At 34.0% G+C, this 21,309-nt stretch carries 15 protein-coding genes; 10 read left to right on the top strand and 5 right to left on the bottom strand.

Annotated elements, in window-relative coordinates; genetic code table 11:
• The first annotated feature begins 235 nt into the window (after positions 1 to 235).
• From EK386_RS19005 to EK386_RS18995, 3 genes are all read left to right on the top strand, one after another.
• The gene (locus tag EK386_RS19005; RefSeq protein ID WP_126660756.1) at positions 236 to 448 is read left to right on the top strand and encodes a DUF1659 domain-containing protein; all 213 of its coding nucleotides are present in this window, start codon (positions 236 to 238) and stop codon (positions 446 to 448) included.
• Positions 449 to 481: 33 nt separating this feature from the next.
• A complete protein-coding gene (locus EK386_RS19000) occupies positions 482 to 724 on the top strand; it encodes a DUF2922 domain-containing protein (RefSeq protein ID WP_126660755.1) in 243 nt (80 codons plus the stop codon).
• A 485-nt stretch (positions 725 to 1,209) separates the two neighbouring features.
• Positions 1,210 to 1,548, top strand: coding sequence for a hypothetical protein (locus EK386_RS18995; protein ID WP_126660754.1), 339 nt, complete (start codon positions 1,210 to 1,212; stop codon positions 1,546 to 1,548).
• An 827-nt stretch (positions 1,549 to 2,375) separates the two neighbouring features.
• Here EK386_RS18995 and EK386_RS18990 read toward each other — a convergent pair.
• Positions 2,376 to 3,923 (bottom strand): primase C-terminal domain-containing protein, encoded by a 1,548-nt coding sequence (locus tag EK386_RS18990; protein WP_246027732.1) that lies wholly within the window; start codon positions 3,921 to 3,923, stop codon positions 2,376 to 2,378.
• Positions 3,924 to 5,335: 1,412 nt separating this feature from the next.
• Here EK386_RS18990 and EK386_RS18985 point away from each other — a divergent pair.
• The 5 genes from EK386_RS18985 (at position 5,336) to EK386_RS18965 (ending at position 12,698) form a co-directional block, all read left to right on the top strand.
• Complete coding sequence (locus EK386_RS18985) at positions 5,336 to 7,084, top strand: helix-turn-helix domain-containing protein (protein ID WP_126660753.1); 1,749 nt, start codon at positions 5,336 to 5,338, stop codon at positions 7,082 to 7,084.
• Positions 7,085 to 7,368: 284 nt separating this feature from the next.
• Entirely contained in the window at positions 7,369 to 9,006 is a 1,638-nt protein-coding gene (locus tag EK386_RS18980) for a DEAD/DEAH box helicase (RefSeq protein ID WP_126660752.1), read from the top strand.
• Positions 8,999 to 10,831, top strand: a complete 1,833-nt coding sequence (locus tag EK386_RS18975; RefSeq protein WP_218939078.1) for an ATP-binding protein — start codon at positions 8,999 to 9,001, stop codon at positions 10,829 to 10,831. Before EK386_RS18980 ends, EK386_RS18975 begins: the two co-directional genes overlap by 8 nt.
• A 2-nt stretch (positions 10,832 to 10,833) precedes the next feature.
• Positions 10,834 to 11,763, top strand: coding sequence for a phospholipase D-like domain-containing protein (locus tag EK386_RS18970; protein WP_126660751.1), 930 nt, complete (start codon positions 10,834 to 10,836; stop codon positions 11,761 to 11,763).
• A 47-nt stretch (positions 11,764 to 11,810) separates the two neighbouring features.
• On the top strand, positions 11,811 to 12,698 hold the full coding sequence (locus EK386_RS18965; RefSeq protein WP_246027731.1) for a hypothetical protein: 888 nt from the start codon (positions 11,811 to 11,813) through the stop codon (positions 12,696 to 12,698).
• Between the two features lie 46 nt (positions 12,699 to 12,744).
• On the opposite strand, the gene EK386_RS18960 is transcribed toward EK386_RS18965, so the two are convergent.
• Positions 12,745 to 16,065: a hypothetical protein gene (locus EK386_RS18960; RefSeq protein WP_126660750.1), complete on the bottom strand. Its 3,321-nt coding sequence runs from the start codon at positions 16,063 to 16,065 to the stop codon at positions 12,745 to 12,747.
• The gene (locus EK386_RS18955) at positions 16,065 to 16,931 is read right to left on the bottom strand and encodes a DUF4007 family protein (RefSeq protein ID WP_126660749.1); all 867 of its coding nucleotides are present in this window, start codon (positions 16,929 to 16,931) and stop codon (positions 16,065 to 16,067) included. The genes EK386_RS18960 and EK386_RS18955 overlap by 1 nt, the downstream gene beginning before the upstream one ends.
• Positions 16,932 to 17,120: 189 nt before the next feature.
• On the opposite strand from EK386_RS18955, the gene EK386_RS18950 reads away from it, so the two are divergent.
• On the top strand, positions 17,121 to 17,519 hold the full coding sequence (locus tag EK386_RS18950; protein ID WP_126660748.1) for a L5-gp82 domain-containing phage-derived protein: 399 nt from the start codon (positions 17,121 to 17,123) through the stop codon (positions 17,517 to 17,519).
• 382 nt (positions 17,520 to 17,901) lie between these two features.
• Here EK386_RS18950 and EK386_RS18945 read toward each other — a convergent pair whose 3' ends face one another.
• Positions 17,902 to 18,618 (bottom strand): RH3 domain-containing protein, encoded by a 717-nt coding sequence (locus tag EK386_RS18945; RefSeq protein ID WP_158674473.1) that lies wholly within the window; start codon positions 18,616 to 18,618, stop codon positions 17,902 to 17,904.
• On the bottom strand, positions 18,602 to 19,369 hold the full coding sequence (locus EK386_RS18940) for a ParA family protein (protein WP_126660746.1): 768 nt from the start codon (positions 19,367 to 19,369) through the stop codon (positions 18,602 to 18,604). Before EK386_RS18940 ends, EK386_RS18945 begins: the two co-directional genes overlap by 17 nt.
• Before the next feature lie 622 nt (positions 19,370 to 19,991).
• Here EK386_RS18940 and EK386_RS18935 point away from each other — a divergent pair.
• A complete protein-coding gene (locus tag EK386_RS18935) occupies positions 19,992 to 20,984 on the top strand; it encodes an HI_0787 family protein (RefSeq protein WP_179966067.1) in 993 nt (330 codons plus the stop codon).
• The last annotated feature ends 325 nt before the right edge of the window (positions 20,985 to 21,309 follow it).

Raw genomic sequence — 21,309 nt, 5'->3', positions numbered from 1 at the left:
AAACATTAAACGGCTTGAGCCCCCTAGAATACAGGGCTCAAGCCGCCTAAGCATTTTTATTATTTTCACTGTCTACTTGACAGGGAGCAGTTCAATTGATTTGCTTCGGCTTTTTCTTTGTTTTTAATTAACAAAACCTTAAGTCATTTTGTTTTATGAAACTTTGCCAATGAATACTGACATACTATTTTGTCCCTTATATAATGTTTCAAATGATTGAAAGGAGGGACAAACGATGGCAGAAGCGGTATTTAAACGTAAGGATATTATCTTAGAATTTGGCGTTGTTGAAAATGGTAAAGCCGAAAAAAGACGTATAACGCTATCAAATGTTCGAGATGATATGACCCCTGACGAAATTTATCAAGTCGGCATCGTATTAGGAGATTTAGTAAAACATCCTTTATTAAACATCGAACTAAACTATGCCCAATATATTGAAAACTAAACTAAAACCATCATAATCAAGGAGGTGACATAAATGGCGGAAACTAAAACTATTTTGCAGCTGGACTTTATTAGCCATGAAGGCAAAACCGTATCAATTAAACTTGCGGATCCACGTGAAGATTTAACAGCAGAGGAAATACAAAATGCAATGGAGCAACTAAATAATACAAGGGTGTTATATAAAATTCACGGTGCATATTTTGTCCCTGCGAAAATCAAGGGAGCAAAATTCATTGATACAGTAACAAATGAATTCGACATTGAAATTGAATAAGGGTGTATCCAAGCGATGGCATTTATCACAGTGCTTCGCAAACAATAAAAATCAACTTTTTGGGATACTGTCTTGGAAATGAGCTTAGCATTCTAACCTCATTTTCTTGACGGTATCCCTATTTGTATTTCCTTAGCGTACAAAATTTCCGAAATGTTGGCTGTATCCTTGATATAATTTGCAGTCCGATCTAAAGCAGGAACCCTGTCATTAAGTCTTTAAAAGCTTTTTAAAACGTTGTAGACGCTTCCTAAACGTGTTTTTCATAAATGGTAATATTTAGGTATACGACAACTTTTTAGAGACCTTACAAACAAAAATAAACATGTTTTAGAAGCCTTTAGCAGTGACAAACAACTAAATAAACATAAGATCAGCTAGGTTTAATTACCTAAACAAAGGGTAATTGCTATACATAATAAATTCTAAATATATCCATTTTTCGTTGAAATTTTTAACATCCAAAATCAAAAGGAGATAAAAAGATGAAAAATTTCCGTACATTTGAACAAGCAAAACAAGAATTAAAAGAACTTCAAGAATATATAGATCTCATTGAAAACTACCAACCCGAAAATCTTACTCAAATTGTTGTATTTTCATATACTCTATTTGGAAATACCAAAGAAACAGCAACCTTCTTAAATAACCAAAACTACTCCATTGATGGACGACCATTTGAAGCAAACGACATTAGTGATTTGATCACAAGTCCACCTGCAAAAAATGATTTATTACATAAAAAAATTAAATCGCTTTATTTAAAAAAGAAACGTGCTAATCACAAAACAGTTATAACTTATAATCCTTATCAATATCACTAATCAAACTAGACCCCTTACAATGGAATCTTATCCTTTTGTAGGGGAGTTAATTTTTAACTAATATCACAATTAAATCAATATAACTCATTTCTCTGCTTTCCCAACATATTGGATTTTAATAACAGGAATACAATCAAATTCAGAACCATCTTTCATCTTGATTCTCATTAATCTTCCTACATTGCCATACCCTTTCCATTCAAAGAATAATACACTATGTTTACTAAAAGGATTTCTTAAAACTTAATTTCTCATCATCTATCCCAATAACTCTCAATTGTTTTATTACCCCTAATCAATTAACGAATCCTATACTATATCCCTTAAATATCTATATAAATCTAAATAAACTTATAAAATACTATTCTCCACATTGTTTAATATAACGCCCATATCAACACGCTATAACAGATATATCATCGCCTGGCAGGGGCCGAGATGTTCTCCAAGGGGGGCTGGGTTTCACCCTTCACGCCCCTAAACATAAATAATAATCTCTTTATCCATAATATTTTTTAATATTAATTAATAAATATAAACCTTCATAACCAAATTCATGGACTTCTACAGATACTTCAGTAATTAACTATGTCCAGTAAATTGTTACATAAGAACCGTTATAAAATAATTAATAATAAAATTTTGTTTATGGAATAACATATAGTAAGCATACTCGTAGACTATAGCACGATATACTGCAAGATATGCTTGTGCTATATACTAACCGTATGTATATATTTATCCATGATATATCTGTTATAGCAGCCTTATCCACAACATCCCTATGACGTAATTAGAAATATGTAAAGGCAGAGTGGACTATTAAATTAGCCTATGCCCATCTTGGAAGTTTCCTTGGTGGTTGATGGGGTGACGACGTCTAATTTTTCAAGGTACAACGTTAATAAATCGTACCCTGCAATTGGTTCAATTTCACCGATCCATTCGTTTACGACTTCTTGTAAACCAATTCGATACATACCTTTTCTTTCTGATAGTTCCACTGCCTTTTTTAAGACATACTGAAGAAACAGGCTGATTGTTGTCCAACCCGTTTTGGCGTTACGGCCTTTGCCTTTTGTTGTTTTTAATAGTCTTTGGGATTGTTTTAAAACTTCGTTTAATGTACTTTTTGGGATGCTAATTGCCTCACAAATCTCTTTTTGGGAACGCCAAAGAAACATTTCGGAGCTGGATTTTTGAACCGAAATGTACGCAATGATATCTTGTTCCCATTCTTCATAATGACTACGTTCACGGTCTTTACGCTCTTTTTTAAATTTGTGCCAACCACCCTTGTAATTAAATTTCACTGGGATGGCTGAGCCACCTCTAACGTACGCCGCTAATAATGCCTCGATGTACTCTTTACTCGCGCCTTTATATCTTCCTGAATACGCCGAGTTTAATAGTGTTTCTACTTCCGTTAAAGAAAGAGGATAGTTAAGATTTGAGTTGTATTCATCTAGAAAGTCAAATGTACGCTCCTTTTCCCAACCTTCTGAAAAGCACACTAAAGCAAGCGTAAACATTGCGTTGTTTCGCCCCAGTTGCCCTTTCTCACCTTTAATATCAACAGCGGAAATCAGCTTAGAAAACCATTCTGATTGTGTCACAGAAGTCGTTGTGAATTTCGAAGGCACCACAAATAAAGGTCGTGCTACGTCGTCATCTTGACGACGGGACCAGTCGATCAGGTGTGCCATATGATAGGTTTGATCAAGTTGTTGCCATACGATGTTGTCTTTTTTCGGGATGCGGAAAAAACCAAAATCATTGCAGAAAAGGTCTGCACTGACGGATTGCAGACTTTTTTTCAAGTTATCAGCAATGCGTTTTGCAACAGTTAACCCACGGAAGTTTTGCTTATTTGAAATAAATAGAGGTTCAGAAAGGACAAAATACACTTGGTAGCCACGTTCAGACTCCACAATTAACGTAGGCGCACCGATACTTTCATCCACGCACGTTAACAGGATCTCTTGCACACTATGTTGCTTCGTATCAATGTCCACGACGAATGTGTTGATTTGAAGCAAATTCTTTTCTTCAAAGCCGTGAATCTTCGTTCGTTTGTCGTCAGAATACCCAAATTGACGGTACACATTAGGCGTGAAGTGCGAAAGCCCAGCAGCATCTTCTAGAAGCGTTTCTTTTGATGTGACAATATAGCCTTTCACACCTGTTGATGTAAAGTCAGCTTTCGAGCGCACGACAAAGATTGCCCCTTTTTTATGAAGCTTGTCCGCTTTTTCAGCTTCGACACGAGCTGGAAGAGTTGCTTTGGAAAATTTCGTTTTATAAGTGGTTAAACCTTCATGAAGGATTGTATTGTATATATCGATTAATTGATTAGTAGACGCAAAAATAGCCACGGATATCACCTCTTGTATAGATCAGTGAATGCCAGTAGCTATCAAAAAACCCTTTTTTCGGGTACAAAAAGTACCCAAAATCGATTTTTCAACATAAAATATTGAAAAATGAATTTTAGCTTGTTATAATCAGTACATTAATTATCATATATGATAATATAACCGTTTGTGTTACCAGCACTTCGGTTATAACATACTGCTCTAACATTCACCTGTTTAATGGATTTAATTGATTGCTACCGACATTCATTTATTTTCATTACGTTTGTTAGGCAGATCGTGTAAAGTCATTCCAGTCCGACCAAAGACTGTTAGGAATGACTTTTTTAATTTGCCTTGGAAATTTATTTAAGACTATAAAACCATAAAAATAATAGCTTGTAAACTAGTGAAAAGCTAGATTTTATCTATGTTTATCGAATTGCTGGAAATTTAATTTTTCGATACTTTTTGGTTTAAATGACCTTAAAAAGCTCCCATAATTGTGGATGCTTTTCCATAAAAGTCTAAGTAAAATTGGCAGTAAAACTCATGAAAAAGATAGCACCATTTACTACAATGCATAATTAATCCAATTCATACAAATAAGTATAATACATTCATAATTTTGAAACCCCTCCCCTCTAGAGGAAAATGCACCACTTCAAAAGGTGCCTTGAGCCTTACAGCCACAAGGGATTGAAATTTTTTCGAAAATTTTTTGCTATGCGGGTTGGGACAAAAAAATGCACCACTTTTTTTAAAATGCACCACTCTCCAAATGGATTAATATGTACTCTAAGCCTTGGTACATCTATATTCTCAGCCACTTCTCTATTCGCACAAAGTACACGGGTTCGTCCGATTTTTTTCAAAAGTGGTGCATTTTAAGTACACGGGTTCGTCCCATAAATGCACCACTTTTTTAAAATGCACCACTCTCCAAATGGATCAATATGCACAATAAGCCTTGGTGTATATACATTTATGGTCATTTTTCTATTTACATAAAGTACACGGGTTCGTCCCATAAATGCACCACTTTTTTAAAATGCACCACTCTCCAAATGCACTGCTATGTAAGCTAATCCTTGATACATCTACATTTACACCCATTCTTCTATTTACAAAAAGTACACGCGTCGGTTGGGATTTTTTCAAAGTGGTGCATTTTAAATACACGGGTTGGTCCGAGAAATGCACCACCTTTTAAATGCACCACTCTCCAAATGCACCGTTATGTACGCTAATCCTTGATATATCTACTGTTTTAAACATTTTTCTGTTTGCATAAAGTACACGAGTTGGGCTAAGTTTTTTTCAAAGTGGTATATTTTATATACACAGGTTGGTCCAAGAAATGCACCACTTCACCAAAAAGTGGTGCATTTTGATATAATGAAGGAAACCATAGATACTAGGTGGTGCATTCCATGGATTATGAAAAGATATCTGATACCCTATTGTTAGATTACAAAACGCTAAAAGTAGCATTGTACGAAGAATGTAAGTCGTTATTTGAGGACTATCCAATACTCCTTGACCTGTGGAAACAAGATGCCTATACGACTTCAGAGTTAGAAATCGAGCGTCAAGCACCCGATCATTTGTTAAGTGATAGTTTTACAGACCTTTATAAACTTTTTACAGAGTCACTCTATAGTAATTACAAGCTCACGAAACGTCTGATTAAATTTGCAGTCGAAAATTATCGGGACTCCATTATTGAAAGCCAAATGGGACATATTCAATCGCTTGTCGTGCCCAATCAAGATGAGAAAAATGATTTAAAAACTCTTAAGACGATTGCGGACCAAGAATATATCTATACAAATGCTGGGACAGAATATCATTTAATGCGTGATATCGTTACAAAAAAGTCTGATTTTAGTGAAAAGGACACCGGTTATCTTGGAGCTGAATTAGTCGATAATCAAGGTCTACTACATGGGTTTGCCGAATTACGACCTGTCCCATTAATTCCATCTAAAGGCGATGAGGACCAAGCTTACTGGCTAGATCTAGTTGAAACCACGCTAAACTCTTTAGACGAATTAACCGCAGATATCTTTGATTTAATTTCTTATCTTTGGATGACATCTGAAAAAGATAGTGAAGGATTTATTAATTTCCATAGCGATGACGCACTTATGCTACGGTATTCAGATAAGTCTGTCCCACCGGAAGAATTAAAATTTAAAGAACGCGATCGTTTTAATATCATGCGTCGTGTAGCTGCACTAACAAGCGTTTGGGTTGCTTTAAGTGATGGATCGGAGCGAGTAAAAATCGTAAATACGAAAGACCTTGAAAAAGATAAATTATATAATTTCCAAGATTATAAAAGGATGTTTGAAGTTGGAAGTGTTCGTATCGCATTTGATAAGAAAAGCGATGAGCCTAAAGGAATCTATTCACTTCAAATTAAGCCATCATCCTTACTTCAGCCTTACTTAGATGGCACTAAGTCATCATTAGGAGTCTTAGATTTAAAAGTCTTTCAATACAGTCACTTTAAACAACGCGAACATAAACGACTGACACGATACCTTAGTCGACAATTTAAAATCCGTTCGATTAGAAATACCATACAACAACCTTTTAAAATTTCTACCCTGTTAAAAGAAATGCATTTAGCAAAGCGTCTAAACGGGAGCCAAATTCGAGATAAATTTGAGGAAGTATTGGATGATTTAATGCGGGACAATGTAATTGAACAATGGTACTACAATGAGGAAATCGATGAATCTAAAGTAGGTAAACATGGATGGATAAATAAGTATTGGGGAAATATAACAGTTACCATCATGCCACCATCAGAAATAGTGAATGAAAATAAACGATTACGAAATGGCAAAATTTTACCGACGCCTATACAACCTAACCATAGAATTAGTGAGGCTACAAATTCTATACAAGATGCTGATTTTATTGAGGTTTCCCTCTCTGCTGGGACAACCCAACAAGAGGCTTTTGTATTTGATATCCCCGATAATGTAATTGAATTATCACCTGAAGCTATGAAACAACGAATTACTATTTTAGGATATTCGGTTAGAAAGGCTGCTGAAGAAATGGGCATTTCCCATAGCACCCTCTCTCGCTATATCAACAATAAAACAAAACGGCAAAACAAAGAAAACGATCAAAAAATGATACACTGGTTGACGATGAATAGTTGAGAGAAATGAGTTATTTAATAGGCGATAAAACGATTTGAGTTTTTAGTTGAAGCAAAATAGATATTTTGAGACTAAGGGTAGCCCTAAAATAGGGTTACTCTTTTTTTCATAATCATAATAATCCAGTTAAACGACTATTTGATTGAAATATATTATGAAAAAATTAAATTAAATGTAAATAATATCCTTCTATTTCCATCAAAAGACCAGTAAAATAGAAAAATATAGGTAAAAATTTACCAAATAATCATTAAGTGTTAACCATTGTGGAGGTGAACACACTTTTGCTTTCTGTTAAAGAACTGATAAGTAGAGCTGATGAAATTACAGTACAAGAAATTATAGGTAACCAAACTATTAAAATTTTAAATTTGATGAACAATGGAAATAGCTATACTAGTAAGCTTAAAAAAATTATTTTAGATCTTCATTCAGAGGAAAAACTCCTTACTGACAAAAAATTCAGAGACATATTAATAGATCTTATGCGGCCTGAAGAAATTAAAACTGTAGCTAGAATTTTAGGAATATATAGCCCTCGTGATGAAATATACGCTGTATATGAGAGAGTAAAAAACTTAAATTTCAGGAAAAACTCCGAACATTATAATTTGCTTTTATCCGTATTTGATGTAACCCAGAATTATGTATCTACCGAACAAGAGAAGGAACCAATAGTAACCGAGGTTACTGGAAACTACCAACTTTTTGAGCACCAAAGAATTGCTGCTGCACGAGTAATGGCTATTCTGAACTCTGGTCATGAAAGAGTTCTACTGCATATGCCCACTGGTTCCGGGAAAACAAGGACAACAATGAATATCATAGCGGACTACCTTCGTATGAATGAGAAAAAAATAGTTATTTGGTTAGCAAATACCGAAGAATTATGTGAACAAGCTGCATCTGAATTTGAAAAAGCATGGTCCTTTTTAGGAAATAGAGAAGTTTCTGTTTCAAGGCTTTGGGGAAGTTCTGAAATTCAATTAAACTCACTTCATGACGGGTTGCTAGTGGCAGGTCTACCTAAATTAATTAGTAAATATAGGGATCGCAACGGAAGAAGCTTTGTGGGTTCTCTAGCTAAAAAAGTTTCACTAATTATTTTTGACGAAGCTCATCAATCAGTTGCGCCTGTATACAATGAGATAGTGAGTATTCTTTTAGATATTGGAGAATCCAAAAAGCTAATTGGTTTGAGTGCCACTCCTGGTCGTAGTTTTGAAGATCAAGAAGCTGACTTAAAGCTAGCCCACTTTTTCCATAAAAAGAAAGTTAAGCTAGAAGTTGCTGGCTATGATAACCCTGTAGATTACTTAACCGACGCTGGATATCTAGCACAAGTAACTTTCAAACCTTTAATTTATGAGAATGAGAAACCTTTGTTAACTGAAAAAGATAAAGCAGAATTAAAAGGCGTTCTCGAATATCCAAAGCAAATACTCAGTAAGTTAGCCGAGGATGAGAAAAGGAACTTGCTGATTATCAATGAGGCAATCCGTTTAGCCTCAAATCATAAAAGAATTATTTTATTTGCTCCATCTGTCAATTGCTCTAATATTATTTCTTTTATATTAGAATCACAAGGCATTCATTCTAGATCTCTTACAGGAGAAACAGATAATCAGACACGCAAAAAGATTATTGAAGATTTTAAAAATGAGGATAATTATCCAAAAGTATTATGTAATTATGGCGTTTTAACAACCGGTTTTGATGCTCCTCGTACTAGTGCTGCCATAATTGGAAGACCCACAATGTCATTAGTACTCTACAGTCAAATGGTGGGAAGGGCTATTCGTGGAGTCAATGCAGGTGGGAATGAATTTGCCGAAATTATAACCGTAATTGATCAGGATTTACCTGGCTTTAGATCGGTGGCTGAAGCATTTGAAAATTGGGAGGTTGTATGGAATGACTAACACACAAAGTATAGATCAATCTTATGTACCAGCACACTTAGCTATTGAAGCAATGAGAGACAATGGCTATAAAAATACAGCATATGCAGTTGCAGAACTAATCGATAATTCTATTCAGGCAAATGCTAATTATGTTCAGATAATGTGTAAAGAACAGGATATATTAGTTAATCAAAAGAAAATCCCTAGACTAACTGAACTAGCTGTATTAGATAATGGGGATGGCATGGATGCAGAAGTATTGCAACTTTGCTTACAGTTTGGGAATGGTACTAGACTTGAAAGGTCAAAACGTACTGGTATTGGAAGATTTGGAATGGGCTTACCTGCATCTTCCATATCACAATGTACGCGTGTTGATGTATGGAGTTGGCAAGATGGTGTCGAGAATGCCCTTCACACTTATTTAGATATAAAAGAAGTAAAAGAAAAGAAATCTGCTGAAATTCCACTACCAACAAAAAAGGAAATTCCATCTATCTGGAGAAAAGAAGGTGTTATTTTCCAGAAAGCAGGAACATTAATTGTTTGGTCTGATTTAGATAAATTTATGTGGACAAAGGCACAAACGTTAATAAACCATTCTGAGTTAATAATTGGAAGAATGTATAGAAAATTTTTAAATGACGAGCGTATTAAAATAGATTTTACAACTTTCAATACAAGTAGACCGAGTGATGAATCGATACATAGATTTGCATTACCAAACGACCCACTTTATTTAATGGAAAAAACCAGTTGTCCAGCACCGTATAATGAAACTCCAATGTTCGAACCATATATGGGGACATCAGGTTATGAGACTACTTTTGATGTTCCATTTAAAGATGAAGTTCATCAAGTATTTGTTAGGCTTGCACATGCCAAAGATGAAGCTCGTGAAAGTGATGGTGCTTCAGCTGGTTCTAAACCTCATGGTAAACATGCTAGTGGTAACATTGGCATTTCTATTCTTAGAGCGGAACGAGAACTAGACATGGACACGACTCTAGTAAACAATTATGATCCTACAGAACGTTGGTGGGGTATTGAAGTTGAGTTCCCACCATCGCTAGATGAACTAATGGGTGTTTCTAATAATAAACAAGCTGCAAGGAATTTTTCTGATGTTTTAAAAATGATAGATGATATGAAAAAAGAAAAAGGAAAGAGTCGAACTTTTCTTGATATAAAAGAAGAATTTGAAGAAGAAGAAGACCCGCGTGCTCCTTTACTTGAAATATGCAATCATATTAATAAAATGCTAACTCATTTAAGAAAAATAATCGTTAAACAAAATGTAGGAAGTAAAGCCACTATAAATCAAGCTAAAAATGAAAAAGTAGAAAAGCAAGCAACCGATGTTACAAATTATCGTAAAGAACAAGGTTTTATTAGTCAAAGTGATGAAGATGAAAAAAAACCTACTGAACAAAGAAAAGAAGAAATTACTGAATCGTTAGTAGCTAGTGGTGTCGATGATGAAAGTGCAAAAAAAGTAGCTCAAAAAACAGTAACTGGAAACTCTAAATATAATTTTATAGAAAATTCATTTGAAGGTAGTGCCTTTTTCACGGTACGTCTTAGCGGTGGTGCCATTAACGTTATTATTAATAAAGCACACCCTGCCTATGAAAATTTATTAGAGGTACTTAATGAAACTGTCGAAGAAACTAGTGTTTCACAACTAAAATCAAGATTAGATAAAGCATCTATGGGCTTAAAGTTACTTTTAGCTGCGTGGGCAAGGTATGAAGATGAAACTCCCGATGGATTACGTAGGGATCAGGTACAAGAGGTTCGTGAAGACTGGGGTAAATATGCTAAGCAATTCCTAAAGTTCTAGATATGGAAAATCTAATAATACATTCAAAAGAAATTTTCCCATTTCTTGAAATTAAATTATCAAATACTAAGAACCAACTAATCATTGTATCGGCATTTGTAAAAATCGATGCGCTTGAAAGAATTGATCAATGTATAAATGCCGATATTGAAAAAATTTTATTATTACGTTTCAGGAAAATGGATTTAATCTCTAAAGCTACTGATGTAGAGTTATTTGAGTATTGTAAAAACAATGGTTGGAAGATGTATTTTAATCTAGACCTACATTCTAAAATTTTCGTTTTCGATAAACAAAGATTTTTTATAGGAAGCGCAAATGTTACTTTATCTGGTTTAGGCATTTCTGATAAATCAAATATTGAAAGTGGCGTAAGTGGTCCATTAGAACAAGATGATTATTCAAGATTACTAAGCTTCTTTGAAATATCAGAATTAATGACGGATAGGATTATGAATGCCTTCAAAAACCAAATCCCTGCCACATCTAATTCTGAAGCTACACCTGAGTGGAATCTAAATGGGTTAAACATATTTAAAGTTGGTTCTCCTAAAAAATTATGGGTTTCTGAATTTTTATCGAGTGCTAGTTCATTTGATGTAAAAAGTAGTGATTTAAAACTATTAGGTTTAACTAGACCCGAATCTTATGACGAAGATATATTAAAAAAAAGCTTTATGAATTTGAAATGTTATAAATGGCTACTTGATTCATTTGAAGATGAAATATATTTTGGAGAATTATCATCAAAACTCCATAACTCACTAATTGATGATCCTAGACCCTATCGAAAAGATGTAAAAGATCTGCTAACAACATTACTAAATTGGATTACTGAATTGAAAATAGATGATATTATAATTGATCGCCCTAACTACTCGCAAAGGATTAGAAAGACTAGTATTGAAAGGGCTTCTAATATCGATTTCTAATTCCCAACAAAAGCATACAAAAATATTTCTTACTAGGAGGGCACTCAATGAATGTAAATAAAGCAAAAATAAAAAAAACCAACGAAAGATCGAGCGCTCTTAGTATTTTAAACGCAGGAAATCTTGATTCAGTTAGCGAGCGTAAGCCTGTTCACGTAGCAATGTTTAGTGGTGGTGCTGCGTCGGCTTACGTTGCTTACTATATTGTACAAAAATACGGGAAAGAAAATTGTGTACTATTCTTTACTGATACGTTATGGGAAGATATCGATAATTATAGATTTATGGAAGAAGTAGCGGAATATATCGGTTTAGATATTACTTATCGTACTGATGGTCGAACGCCAGAAGAAGTGTTTTATGATGTTCGATTTTTAGGTAATTCACGCATGGCTAAGTGTTCGGAAGAATTGAAGGTACGCCAAACATTAATATACTTAGAAGAGCTTCGAGATATACATAACTTAGAACCTATCTTATACTTTGGTATTGGGCCACATGAGCAACATCGGGCCGTCAATCTTCAAAATTTCTATGAACACAATCCGATTGAACCTATTGCAACACGTTTTCCTATGATTGAAACGTTTAAGGAAGACTTGGATACAAAAAAAATCATCCGTGATGAATGGAAAATTGCTCTTCCTCGAATGTATGGCCTTGGATTCTCACATGCAAATTGTGCTGGACGATGTGTACGTGGTGGACTTGGACATTACGCACTGCTTTATAAGGTTTGGCCAGATCAGTATTTGGAACAAGAGGCAATGGAAGAACGATTCCGTGAAAAGTTTAATAAAGATGTTTCGATTTTAAAGCGTAATAGTAAGGCTTTTACTTTACGTGAATATCGTGAACTCATGGATCTGCATGGCATTGAAAAATATCTTAGTGAAAAAGATGATTCAATTCCTTGTATTTGTTCATACTCTTAAATTTAAAATACAGCCATTCGACTATCCGAGTGGCTGCATTCTTTACTTACACTTCTTTTAAAACGCGATATAAAATGTATTTTACTTCTTCCGCATTCATCGTTCTACCACCAGCTGTTACTATTCGTTGCAGCTGATTATAAATCGTATTCCCTTTAACGGATAACTCCATTTCCTTAATTGTAGAAATGACTTGATCTCCCTCAATTACTCTAATCATTTCAGAATCCACTACAGTTAATAGTTGTGTTAATGTCGCAAAATATGAATCATACGTAACATCTGACCAATCCTCTAATCGAACACCAACCACTTTTATAATAAATGAATCCAAGTTTTGTTCTTGTTCTAAGATGCCTACTAATTCTAATAATTGAGGTGATTTTTGAATAGTAATCGCATGTTTATTTCGTATTTCTTTAATTTCTTGGACATCAAACGCAACTAGAGTTTCCTGTAATAATTGTTTCTTAAATTCTTCTACAAAATCCTCTAAGTACTGTTTAACCTCACGATATTGCTCTTTTAATAATCCTAAATTCACGAATTCTTTACTAGCTACTAATGGATCTGTTTCGCTTGAACGGATGATTTGTTTAAATTTTAAAATCTCTGCCGGTTGTTTATTAGTGATTTGTGTAAATCTAGGTAACTTTAATAACCATTGATTTAATTCTTTAAACAAAATGTTTGGAGGAATTACATTTCCCCCATCTAAATAAACTTCATTTAAGTATTGAAGCGACTCTGAACTTTCCTCATCTAAAGAATAAACTTCATACTCATAAAATTCAGCAGCCTGTTCAAGAATCTCATATAACATTTCAGCATTCATCTCAGGAAGGCTAAAATCATTTGAATAAAACGCCATCTGATGCCACTTATCTTTAAGTAAGGCGACAACAAGTAAAGGTACTAATGGAGCACGAATTCCGAATGGTTCTGATAAAGCAATCGAATATAAACTATAAACAGAGTTTCTCTTCGTATTTTCGAGTTGTTCTAATAGTCTCTTACGCAATTCGGTAAGTTCGTAGACAGTTTGATTGTCTAAGTCAACAAAATCAAAGTTTAAATTTTTGAAAGTTGTCGCAAAGATTAAGTAGTCTGGTCCATTCCCCGTTAACTCAAATGTGCCATCAAATGTTTGTTGTAAAATTTGCTCTAAAATACTAATAGCCGATTTACGTTGAATGCCCATAACCGAACGCTTATTAAAGCTTTCATTACGGACTTCTGGAGTATATGGGAAACGTTCAAACATCCATTTATCTAAGAATGATTCAAATTGATATACACTGTTAAACGTGATCTCTTTGCCAGCCCAATAGTAACGAGCATCCTCCCCACTAAATTTCTTCAATGGGTTCAATATTTGTTGTATTACATAGGTTACTGTCTCAATTCGAAGCGAAATTTCCTTCTTCAAATTCGCATCCTTTTGCAAAATCTCTGGCATCTCCAGCATTCTATTCAATATTAAATATTGATTAATATACTCACTTACTTTTGAGAAATCAATATTGGTAACACCAAACAATATATCGTTATTTGTGTATTGTTTGATTTTTTGTTCCACTTGTTCTCTTTCATTTTTATTTCTTGTTATCACGTATAAAAGCATTCCATCTTCATATAAACCTACTTCGAATGGTTGCTCTCCAATGATAAATTTTGTTTCAATGTAACGAGTCATACTTTTTGCATTGTTATAGCCCAATGGAATGTAGTATCTTTCTCCAAATAAGTTTTCAACTGCTTTAATACGGACTTCATCGTTTAAAATTGAAGACATTTCCACTTCTTTATAAACGTCTTCAAATTCTACTAATGCACCTTCATATAACTCGTATGTTTTACTAAATGGATTTAAACGCAACAATTTTACATGTATTAATTCTTCAATAACTTGTTGTGCTTGATCTTCATCAATACCTAATGCAAATTGTAAGAACTCTGGTGTAATTGCAAAACGATTATTTAATATGTTTAATAATGTCGCTAATTTAACGGCTCGTAAAGCTATTTCTGATACCTTATAGCTACTCGCTAATCGGTAAAACTTCATAGAATCGAGTGTTAAAATTATAGAATTATCGGGATAGAAGTATTCAAATAAGTGATCCGCATAATACCATGTTCCTTTTACGTTCTCTAATTCAAATTCATTAAGGAACATATATAAAGTTCGATCATTTTGACCAAGTAAATTTGATATCCCCGGTAATAGCTGTATTGTTAAAGGATGAATCGGCTGACACCCCTCAATGATTGTTCCCTCTATTTCCTCAGTTGTCATATCTGGAAAAAGATTATATTTCATAATTGAGTAACCCAATTGTTCATAATCGTTCGCTAAAAACATATTTGGCTTATACTCTTTAGATTTGTTGAGCAGTTTATGAGCTGATCGATAAAAAATAGACGAATCACTTTCTAATCGATGCTCTAAAAAACGTTTCTCTACACGTTCTAATTCATCCTGCGTTAAGTTTGTATTTGCATTTGCATATTGTTGTAAACCTGTATGCGTAATCATGAGTAAGAATGCGTTTTGTTGTCGATTAACTAACTCAGCCAAGTCTTGTATATGTTGCATAGTAGAATGGATTTTAGCGTTAGAAACCGTCTGCAAAAACCGTCCAAATTCATCAAACACAATGAATAATCCTATTTTCTTTTTAGTTAGCTGATCAAAAATATAATGTAACTGTTCGATAAACTCGATTCTATGAGGATTATGATACGTAGTTCCAAATGCAATATTAGGATATATATTTTTGAATAGTTGAATCGTTTTATCAGGTTCAAATTCATAGATTAATTGTTCTTTAAATTGATTAATAGTGTACTGCAATTTTTGAAGTTCTTTACCAAAACTTATATATACATCGGGGAATTTTTGCTCCCAAGTATCAATTAAATCTAAAATATACCTTGTATCATTCTTATGGGCTAAATTAATTCCATTTTCTTCACATTTCTTTTCAATACTATCTAAAATAATTGACTCAAAGTCGCCAGTTTTGCCTGTAATCATTACAGGTATCCACTTTATTTTATTTTTTGCTAATGTCACTCTTATGTTTATTTCGAGTTCGGGGCTTACCGTATGTACATCTTGAAAGAATTGTTTTATCTCTTTATTAAATTTACTTTGTGTCAGTAAAGATGTAGTCATCGCACCAACTAACGATTTCCCCGCTCCATATGGCCCCACTAATAAATGGGCATGTTGCTCCGCCTCAACTAAATCCTTAATCATTCGATTCATAATATCTAATTGCTTTATATTAGGGACATAATTCTCAAATAATTGAACTTTCCCAATATCGTACATAATATTTATACTTGGTTGAAAACTCATTATTTAAATACCTCGTTTTCGTATGCTACTTTCATTTCCTCTAACCATGATTGTTCTGTGTTTAATCGAATTACATCTAATCGATTTGTCCTTGTGAATATGATCGGATAGTATTTTCGCACTTCATCTAAATACTCAACAATGGTATCTCGGTTCAAGTTAAACACTTTCCCCCACAATTCTTCACCATTAATTAGATCATTCAGACTTACCTCTTTTTTGTTATGTTTCTCTGAATACTTTAAAAGAGTTATATAAAGAATATTTGCCATTAAATTATAAGCTGACTCTGATTTAACATAATATGAACCTGTTGTTTGATGGACTAATCCTAATGATTCAAACGGACTTTTAATCACATCTTCAGGGGTTTGATTACTATATTCTTTCGCTGTATAAAGTTGAATAAGACAATCCACATCACGTTTTAATGAGTTAATTGAAACCTCTTTTTCGAAGTTTTCTTTTACCCATTGTTCTAGTTTTTCTAAAAGCAATTGTTTCGTAAAAACGCGCTCATTAAATATATTAAAGAACCAATACCAGGCTGATGCTTCATTTTTCTCGGTTACTAGTAAATAATGCAGGATATATAAGGTGTACCTAGTCTTTACATATGGATCATACTGGAATATAAGTTTAGCTAAATCTGTCATGACTACTTCTGTTTTAGTAGACTTTTTATCCTCTGTTAATTGGGTTGCATTTAGCCAATACCTAATGGATTTGGCCATATTTTTACCTACACCTAAAATTTCAAAATGCTCTGGATCATAGAAAAAACGATGATTCTTTTCAACTTCGATTAAACCTTTAGTAAGCCACTGTTGTCTTAAATAGAATGTTTGGTGTTGTCCAAACCCCATCTTTAAACGCCACCTTAAAATCTTTATTTTAAATTTCCAATTAATACAATTTTAACCTAAAAACTACCTAAATAAGATGCTTATTTTAAAGAAGTTCTATATTGTTGTTTTTTATATTTATTAAATGACTCATTTGTAAAATTTCGGTTAATACTAACAATATCTAAATGCATCTTAGAGGTGACTATCATGATCTATGTTGTGAACGGTAAAAAGTTAGAAAATGGACAAGCTGTTAGGGTGTACAGAAATATTAGGAAGAATATCTTTTCAATTCAAGACAGGAAAACACGCAGAATAATCGCATATGCAGATAGCCTTCTTTTAACCGATGTAGAAATGAAAGTTGGACGTGCTGGACAGCTGAGAGTGCGAAAGGAAAGACAAAAAAACATTCATGCTTTTATTGTTGGAAAGTTTCTAGAAAACGACAATCAAGAAGTAATTATGAAGGATAACTGGAAACCGGTTTATTATAATCCTTATAAAACAGATACATTTATAAATTTAGAAAACGGGGAGCCTGTTTATAAAGCACCAAGAGGCTATCTCGAAGATGGAAAGTGTTTTATTGCAATAGAAGAATAAAAAATAAGAACCATGTTTATTTAACAAATAAACCAGCTACCAATTCAACATTCGGTAACTGGTTTTTCTTGTATATACCCTAACTCGACTGCAATTATATTATGCTCCTAATATTGAATAAATAGTATTACCTTTTGGATCAATCGTTTCATAACGATAAGGGATTTGACAAAAAATTAAACCTCTATGTTTTAAAATCAACTGCGACAACAAACTTTTTCGTTTGCTGCCGCAATCGCTTTTAACATAGATGTGCATCTCTAAAATCCCAAGCGTGGCGGATCCCGGACGCCACCACGTTGCGATTTAAGAGCTGCATTTTTTGTCAAATGTTCGCTTTTAATAAGGAGTTTCAAATAGAGAATTTATTAGTATGCAAATTCTATTTATCTAAATAAGCTTTTAACGCATCTTCTACAATTTCTATCATCGTTTTATTTTCTAGTACAGCAACTGATTTTAGTCTTCGGTGAAGATCTGCGTCTAGCTCGAATGTAGCCTTTTTTACTTTTCGTTCAACCGTATTTACAGGTTTCTGTATTTCACGTTCTTGTATTCCTGTCCTTACAAGCTCTTGTGTTCCTGCACTTACAGGAACCTGTATTCCTGTACTTACAGGTTCCTGTATTTCTGTATTTACAGGTTCTTGTATTCCTGTACTTACAGGAACCTGTATTCCTGTACTTACAGGTTCCTGTATTCCTGTACTTACAGGTTCCTGTGTTCCTGTACTTACAGGAACCTGTATTCCTGTACTTACAGGTTCCTGTGTTCCTGTACTTACAGGTTCCTGTATTCCTGTATTTACAGGTTCCTGTATTCCTGTATTTACAGGTTCCTGTATTCCTGTATTTACAGGTTCCTGTATTCCTGTATTTACAGGTTCCTGTATTCCTGTATTTACAGGTTCCTGTATTCCTGTATTTACAGGTTCCTGTATTCCTGTATTTACAGGTTCCTGTATTCCTGTATTTACAGGTTCCTGTGTTCCTGTATTTACAGGTTCCTCTGCTTCCAATAGCCTTTTTACAACATCTCTGTTCCCTCTAGGCTTTGGTGGTTCTTTTGGTTGTCTGTTGTATTTATTTTTTATTGACACGTTCAAGCAACTCCTCTACATATGATTCGTGTTGTTCAGTTGCTGCTTTAATTTCTGGATTATCATTTATGCCATAAACGGATAATCGTCCAATTGCAGCTCTTCGTGAAATGACTGTATTAAAAATTAAGTCTTCGTATTCTTCGCGAACCAATTCAACTAGTTCTTTGCTGTCTGTTCGTCGTGCATCGGTTAGTGTAGCTAAAATACCTGCAATCTTTAGATTTGGATTTCCGCTATCAATTGCACCATCAACTGCATCCATAAAACGTGGAATAGCATTATAGCTGAATTTAGCTGTTTCAAATAGCATCACAACATAATTACTTGCCATTAATGCATTAACAGTTTGCATACTTAGATTTGGAGGTGTATCAATTAATATGAAATCATAATCCTCTTTTATAGAAGAAATGGCTTCTTTTAAGAATTGAGTTCTAGGAGTTTTACTTCTGTGATCTGCAATCAACACAAGATAGTCGTCGGCAGGCACATAATGTAGGTTATCTGTTGCAACTTTAATATAATCCGTCACATCTCCATCGACCATGGCCTCTCGAATGGTTTGTTGATAAAAAACTTCTAGGTCGTCATATCCACTTATCAATTGTGTTAAATTTCCTTGGCTATCCATATCAATAGCCAACACTTTATATCCTCTTTTCGCTAAAAGATAAGCAGTTAGTCCACATGTTGTTGTTTTTCCTACTCCACCTTTTTGTAACGAAAAAGAGATCACTGTTGCTGTCATTCCTTATCACCAGCCCTTTTAAGGATAAACTTATTATATAAATATGTATGCATACCTGTATTCCTGTATTCCTGTATTTACAGTTTCCTGTAAATACAGGAATACAGTTTTATTTAAAAGTACGCTCAGACGAATCGAGAAAGATAGTCCTTCATGCTTTCGCTTAAAAAATGCTTAGAAATGCGATCCGAAGCTACTATATTTAATCAAAAGCAAGTCGTGGAACTACTAATTAATTGTTAGCTACCTCTTTTATTAAAAAGTAGATTAACATTCTCCATCATCGATCACGGTATTTATAATATCATATTTGTATTTTGCAATGAAAGGAGACATGGAATTGCAATTACAGAAAGGCACGATTGAGGAGGATCATAACGTTACTCTTATGAAACATCTTCTATTCCGCAATTAGACCAAATTGTTGAACACTAGCCACTAGGTGTTTGTGTTAAAATGTAAATAAAATACAAATTAGATGTTTAAAATGAGCGCATATAGGAGTTAGCAACAAATTAACAAAAGAAAGAAGCATTTCCGGTTATAAAGTAATTACGAACTGGTTTAACTGACACATTATACTTAGAGCTACTTCATGAAATACAGACGAGGAGGAGTTACTTTGGATATAAATAAAATGAAAGCTTTATCATACGAAGAGTTACGTGCTTTATATAAGCTTTTCCTATATAGCCAGGACATTTCAAGATCTACCATAAATACAGCTTATGTGGATACTTTCTATCTCTGGAGGAAAGAAAGCAAAGAAATGTTTTGGAATACAGTGAACGCTATTGATTTTGAGAATGAAGCAAAAGGCGCATTAATAAAGACTCTTTCCAAGAACTCGACTGGTAATGTTAATTCACTTGTTAATGGTTACTTGTCTCATCTAAGAAGGTTTCGTTTATTTTTAGCTTCTAATGGAACTGCTGAACTAGCTGTAACTAAGCAAGAAAAGAATGTTAAGAGTACATATACTCGTAAGAAGAAAATGGACATTGATGTTCCATACCCATCAATCGAGCAGATTGAGTTTTATCTTTCAAAGTGGAATGGCCTTGAGAACTACCATCTACAGGAGGTTGCGCTTAATAAACTGTTCTTTGAACTATGTCCGAAGAATACAGATGTTATCGATATTCTTTTAAAGGCATCAACGCTAAATGACTTTTATAGTACGAACATTTTCTCAATCTATCCAGTGGCTAAGCATATATGTAGTCTGGATATTGATGCGAGACTTAAAGCCGGTGATGTTACCTTGGTTGGAGATATCCAGTACGTAACTATCGGTGAGACAAAGAAGAATTTTTACTCCTTTGCCTCTAAGTATTGTAGTCATCATAATCCGATTGATTATCCAATTTATGATAGCTATGTCGATGAGGTGCTTCGTTATTTTAGAAATCATGATAGTTTCTCTGATTTCCAAGACAGCGATCTGAAGGACTATGTTAAATTCAAAGTCATACTGATTGATTTCCGTACCTTCTATGGCTTGGATAAATATAACCTGAAACAAATTGATCAGTATGTCTGGTTGCTTGGGAAGAATTACTTCCCGAAGAACTACGGAAAGAAAAAGAGTAATGGAGTTGTTTCAGTTAACTGATTCGAAATAGGAGTCGCTTGGAGTGCGTCTCACAGATAGGTTTAAAGGAGGAATTAGCAATCCAATACGAGTATATATGATGAATGTGTTAGTTAATATTTGTACCTAACTAAGTGGGTCTTAGTTGATAAAAAATCTACAATCGAGCGCATTTATTGAGGTGTAAAAGTCGAATTTAATTCGGCTTTTTTTTAAAGATTACTATTCACTTCTATATACATCCGCCTCTTCTGTATTCCTGTATTCCTGTATTCCTGTATTCCTGTATTCCTGTATTCCTGTATTCCTGTATTCCTGTATTCCTGTATTCCTGTATTCCTGTATT

The organism is Lysinibacillus antri, assembly GCF_003977595.1.
Classification (GTDB): Bacteria; Bacillota; Bacilli; order Bacillales_A; family Planococcaceae; genus Ureibacillus; species Ureibacillus antri.
The sequence above is the reverse complement of the archived record's forward strand: the minus strand, read 5'-3'. Positions and strand labels throughout refer to the sequence as shown.

Coding starts and splice junctions, on each gene's coding strand:
- EK386_RS19005 (WP_126660756.1), top strand. CDS start 236: ATGGCAGAAGCGGTATTTAAACGTAAGGATATTATCTTAGAATTTGGC.
- EK386_RS19000 (WP_126660755.1), top strand. CDS start 482: ATGGCGGAAACTAAAACTATTTTGCAGCTGGACTTTATTAGCCATGAA.
- EK386_RS18995 (WP_126660754.1), top strand. CDS start 1,210: ATGAAAAATTTCCGTACATTTGAACAAGCAAAACAAGAATTAAAAGAA.
- EK386_RS18985 (WP_126660753.1), top strand. CDS start 5,336: ATGGATTATGAAAAGATATCTGATACCCTATTGTTAGATTACAAAACG.
- EK386_RS18975 (WP_218939078.1), top strand. CDS start 8,999: ATGACTAACACACAAAGTATAGATCAATCTTATGTACCAGCACACTTA.
- EK386_RS18970 (WP_126660751.1), top strand. CDS start 10,834: ATGGAAAATCTAATAATACATTCAAAAGAAATTTTCCCATTTCTTGAA.
- EK386_RS18965 (WP_246027731.1), top strand. CDS start 11,811: ATGAATGTAAATAAAGCAAAAATAAAAAAAACCAACGAAAGATCGAGC.
- EK386_RS18960 (WP_126660750.1), bottom strand. CDS start 16,065: ATGAGTTTTCAACCAAGTATAAATATTATGTACGATATTGGGAAAGTT.
- EK386_RS18955 (WP_126660749.1), bottom strand. CDS start 16,931: ATGGGGTTTGGACAACACCAAACATTCTATTTAAGACAACAGTGGCTT.
- EK386_RS18950 (WP_126660748.1), top strand. CDS start 17,121: ATGATCTATGTTGTGAACGGTAAAAAGTTAGAAAATGGACAAGCTGTT.
- EK386_RS18940 (WP_126660746.1), bottom strand. CDS start 19,369: ATGACAGCAACAGTGATCTCTTTTTCGTTACAAAAAGGTGGAGTAGGA.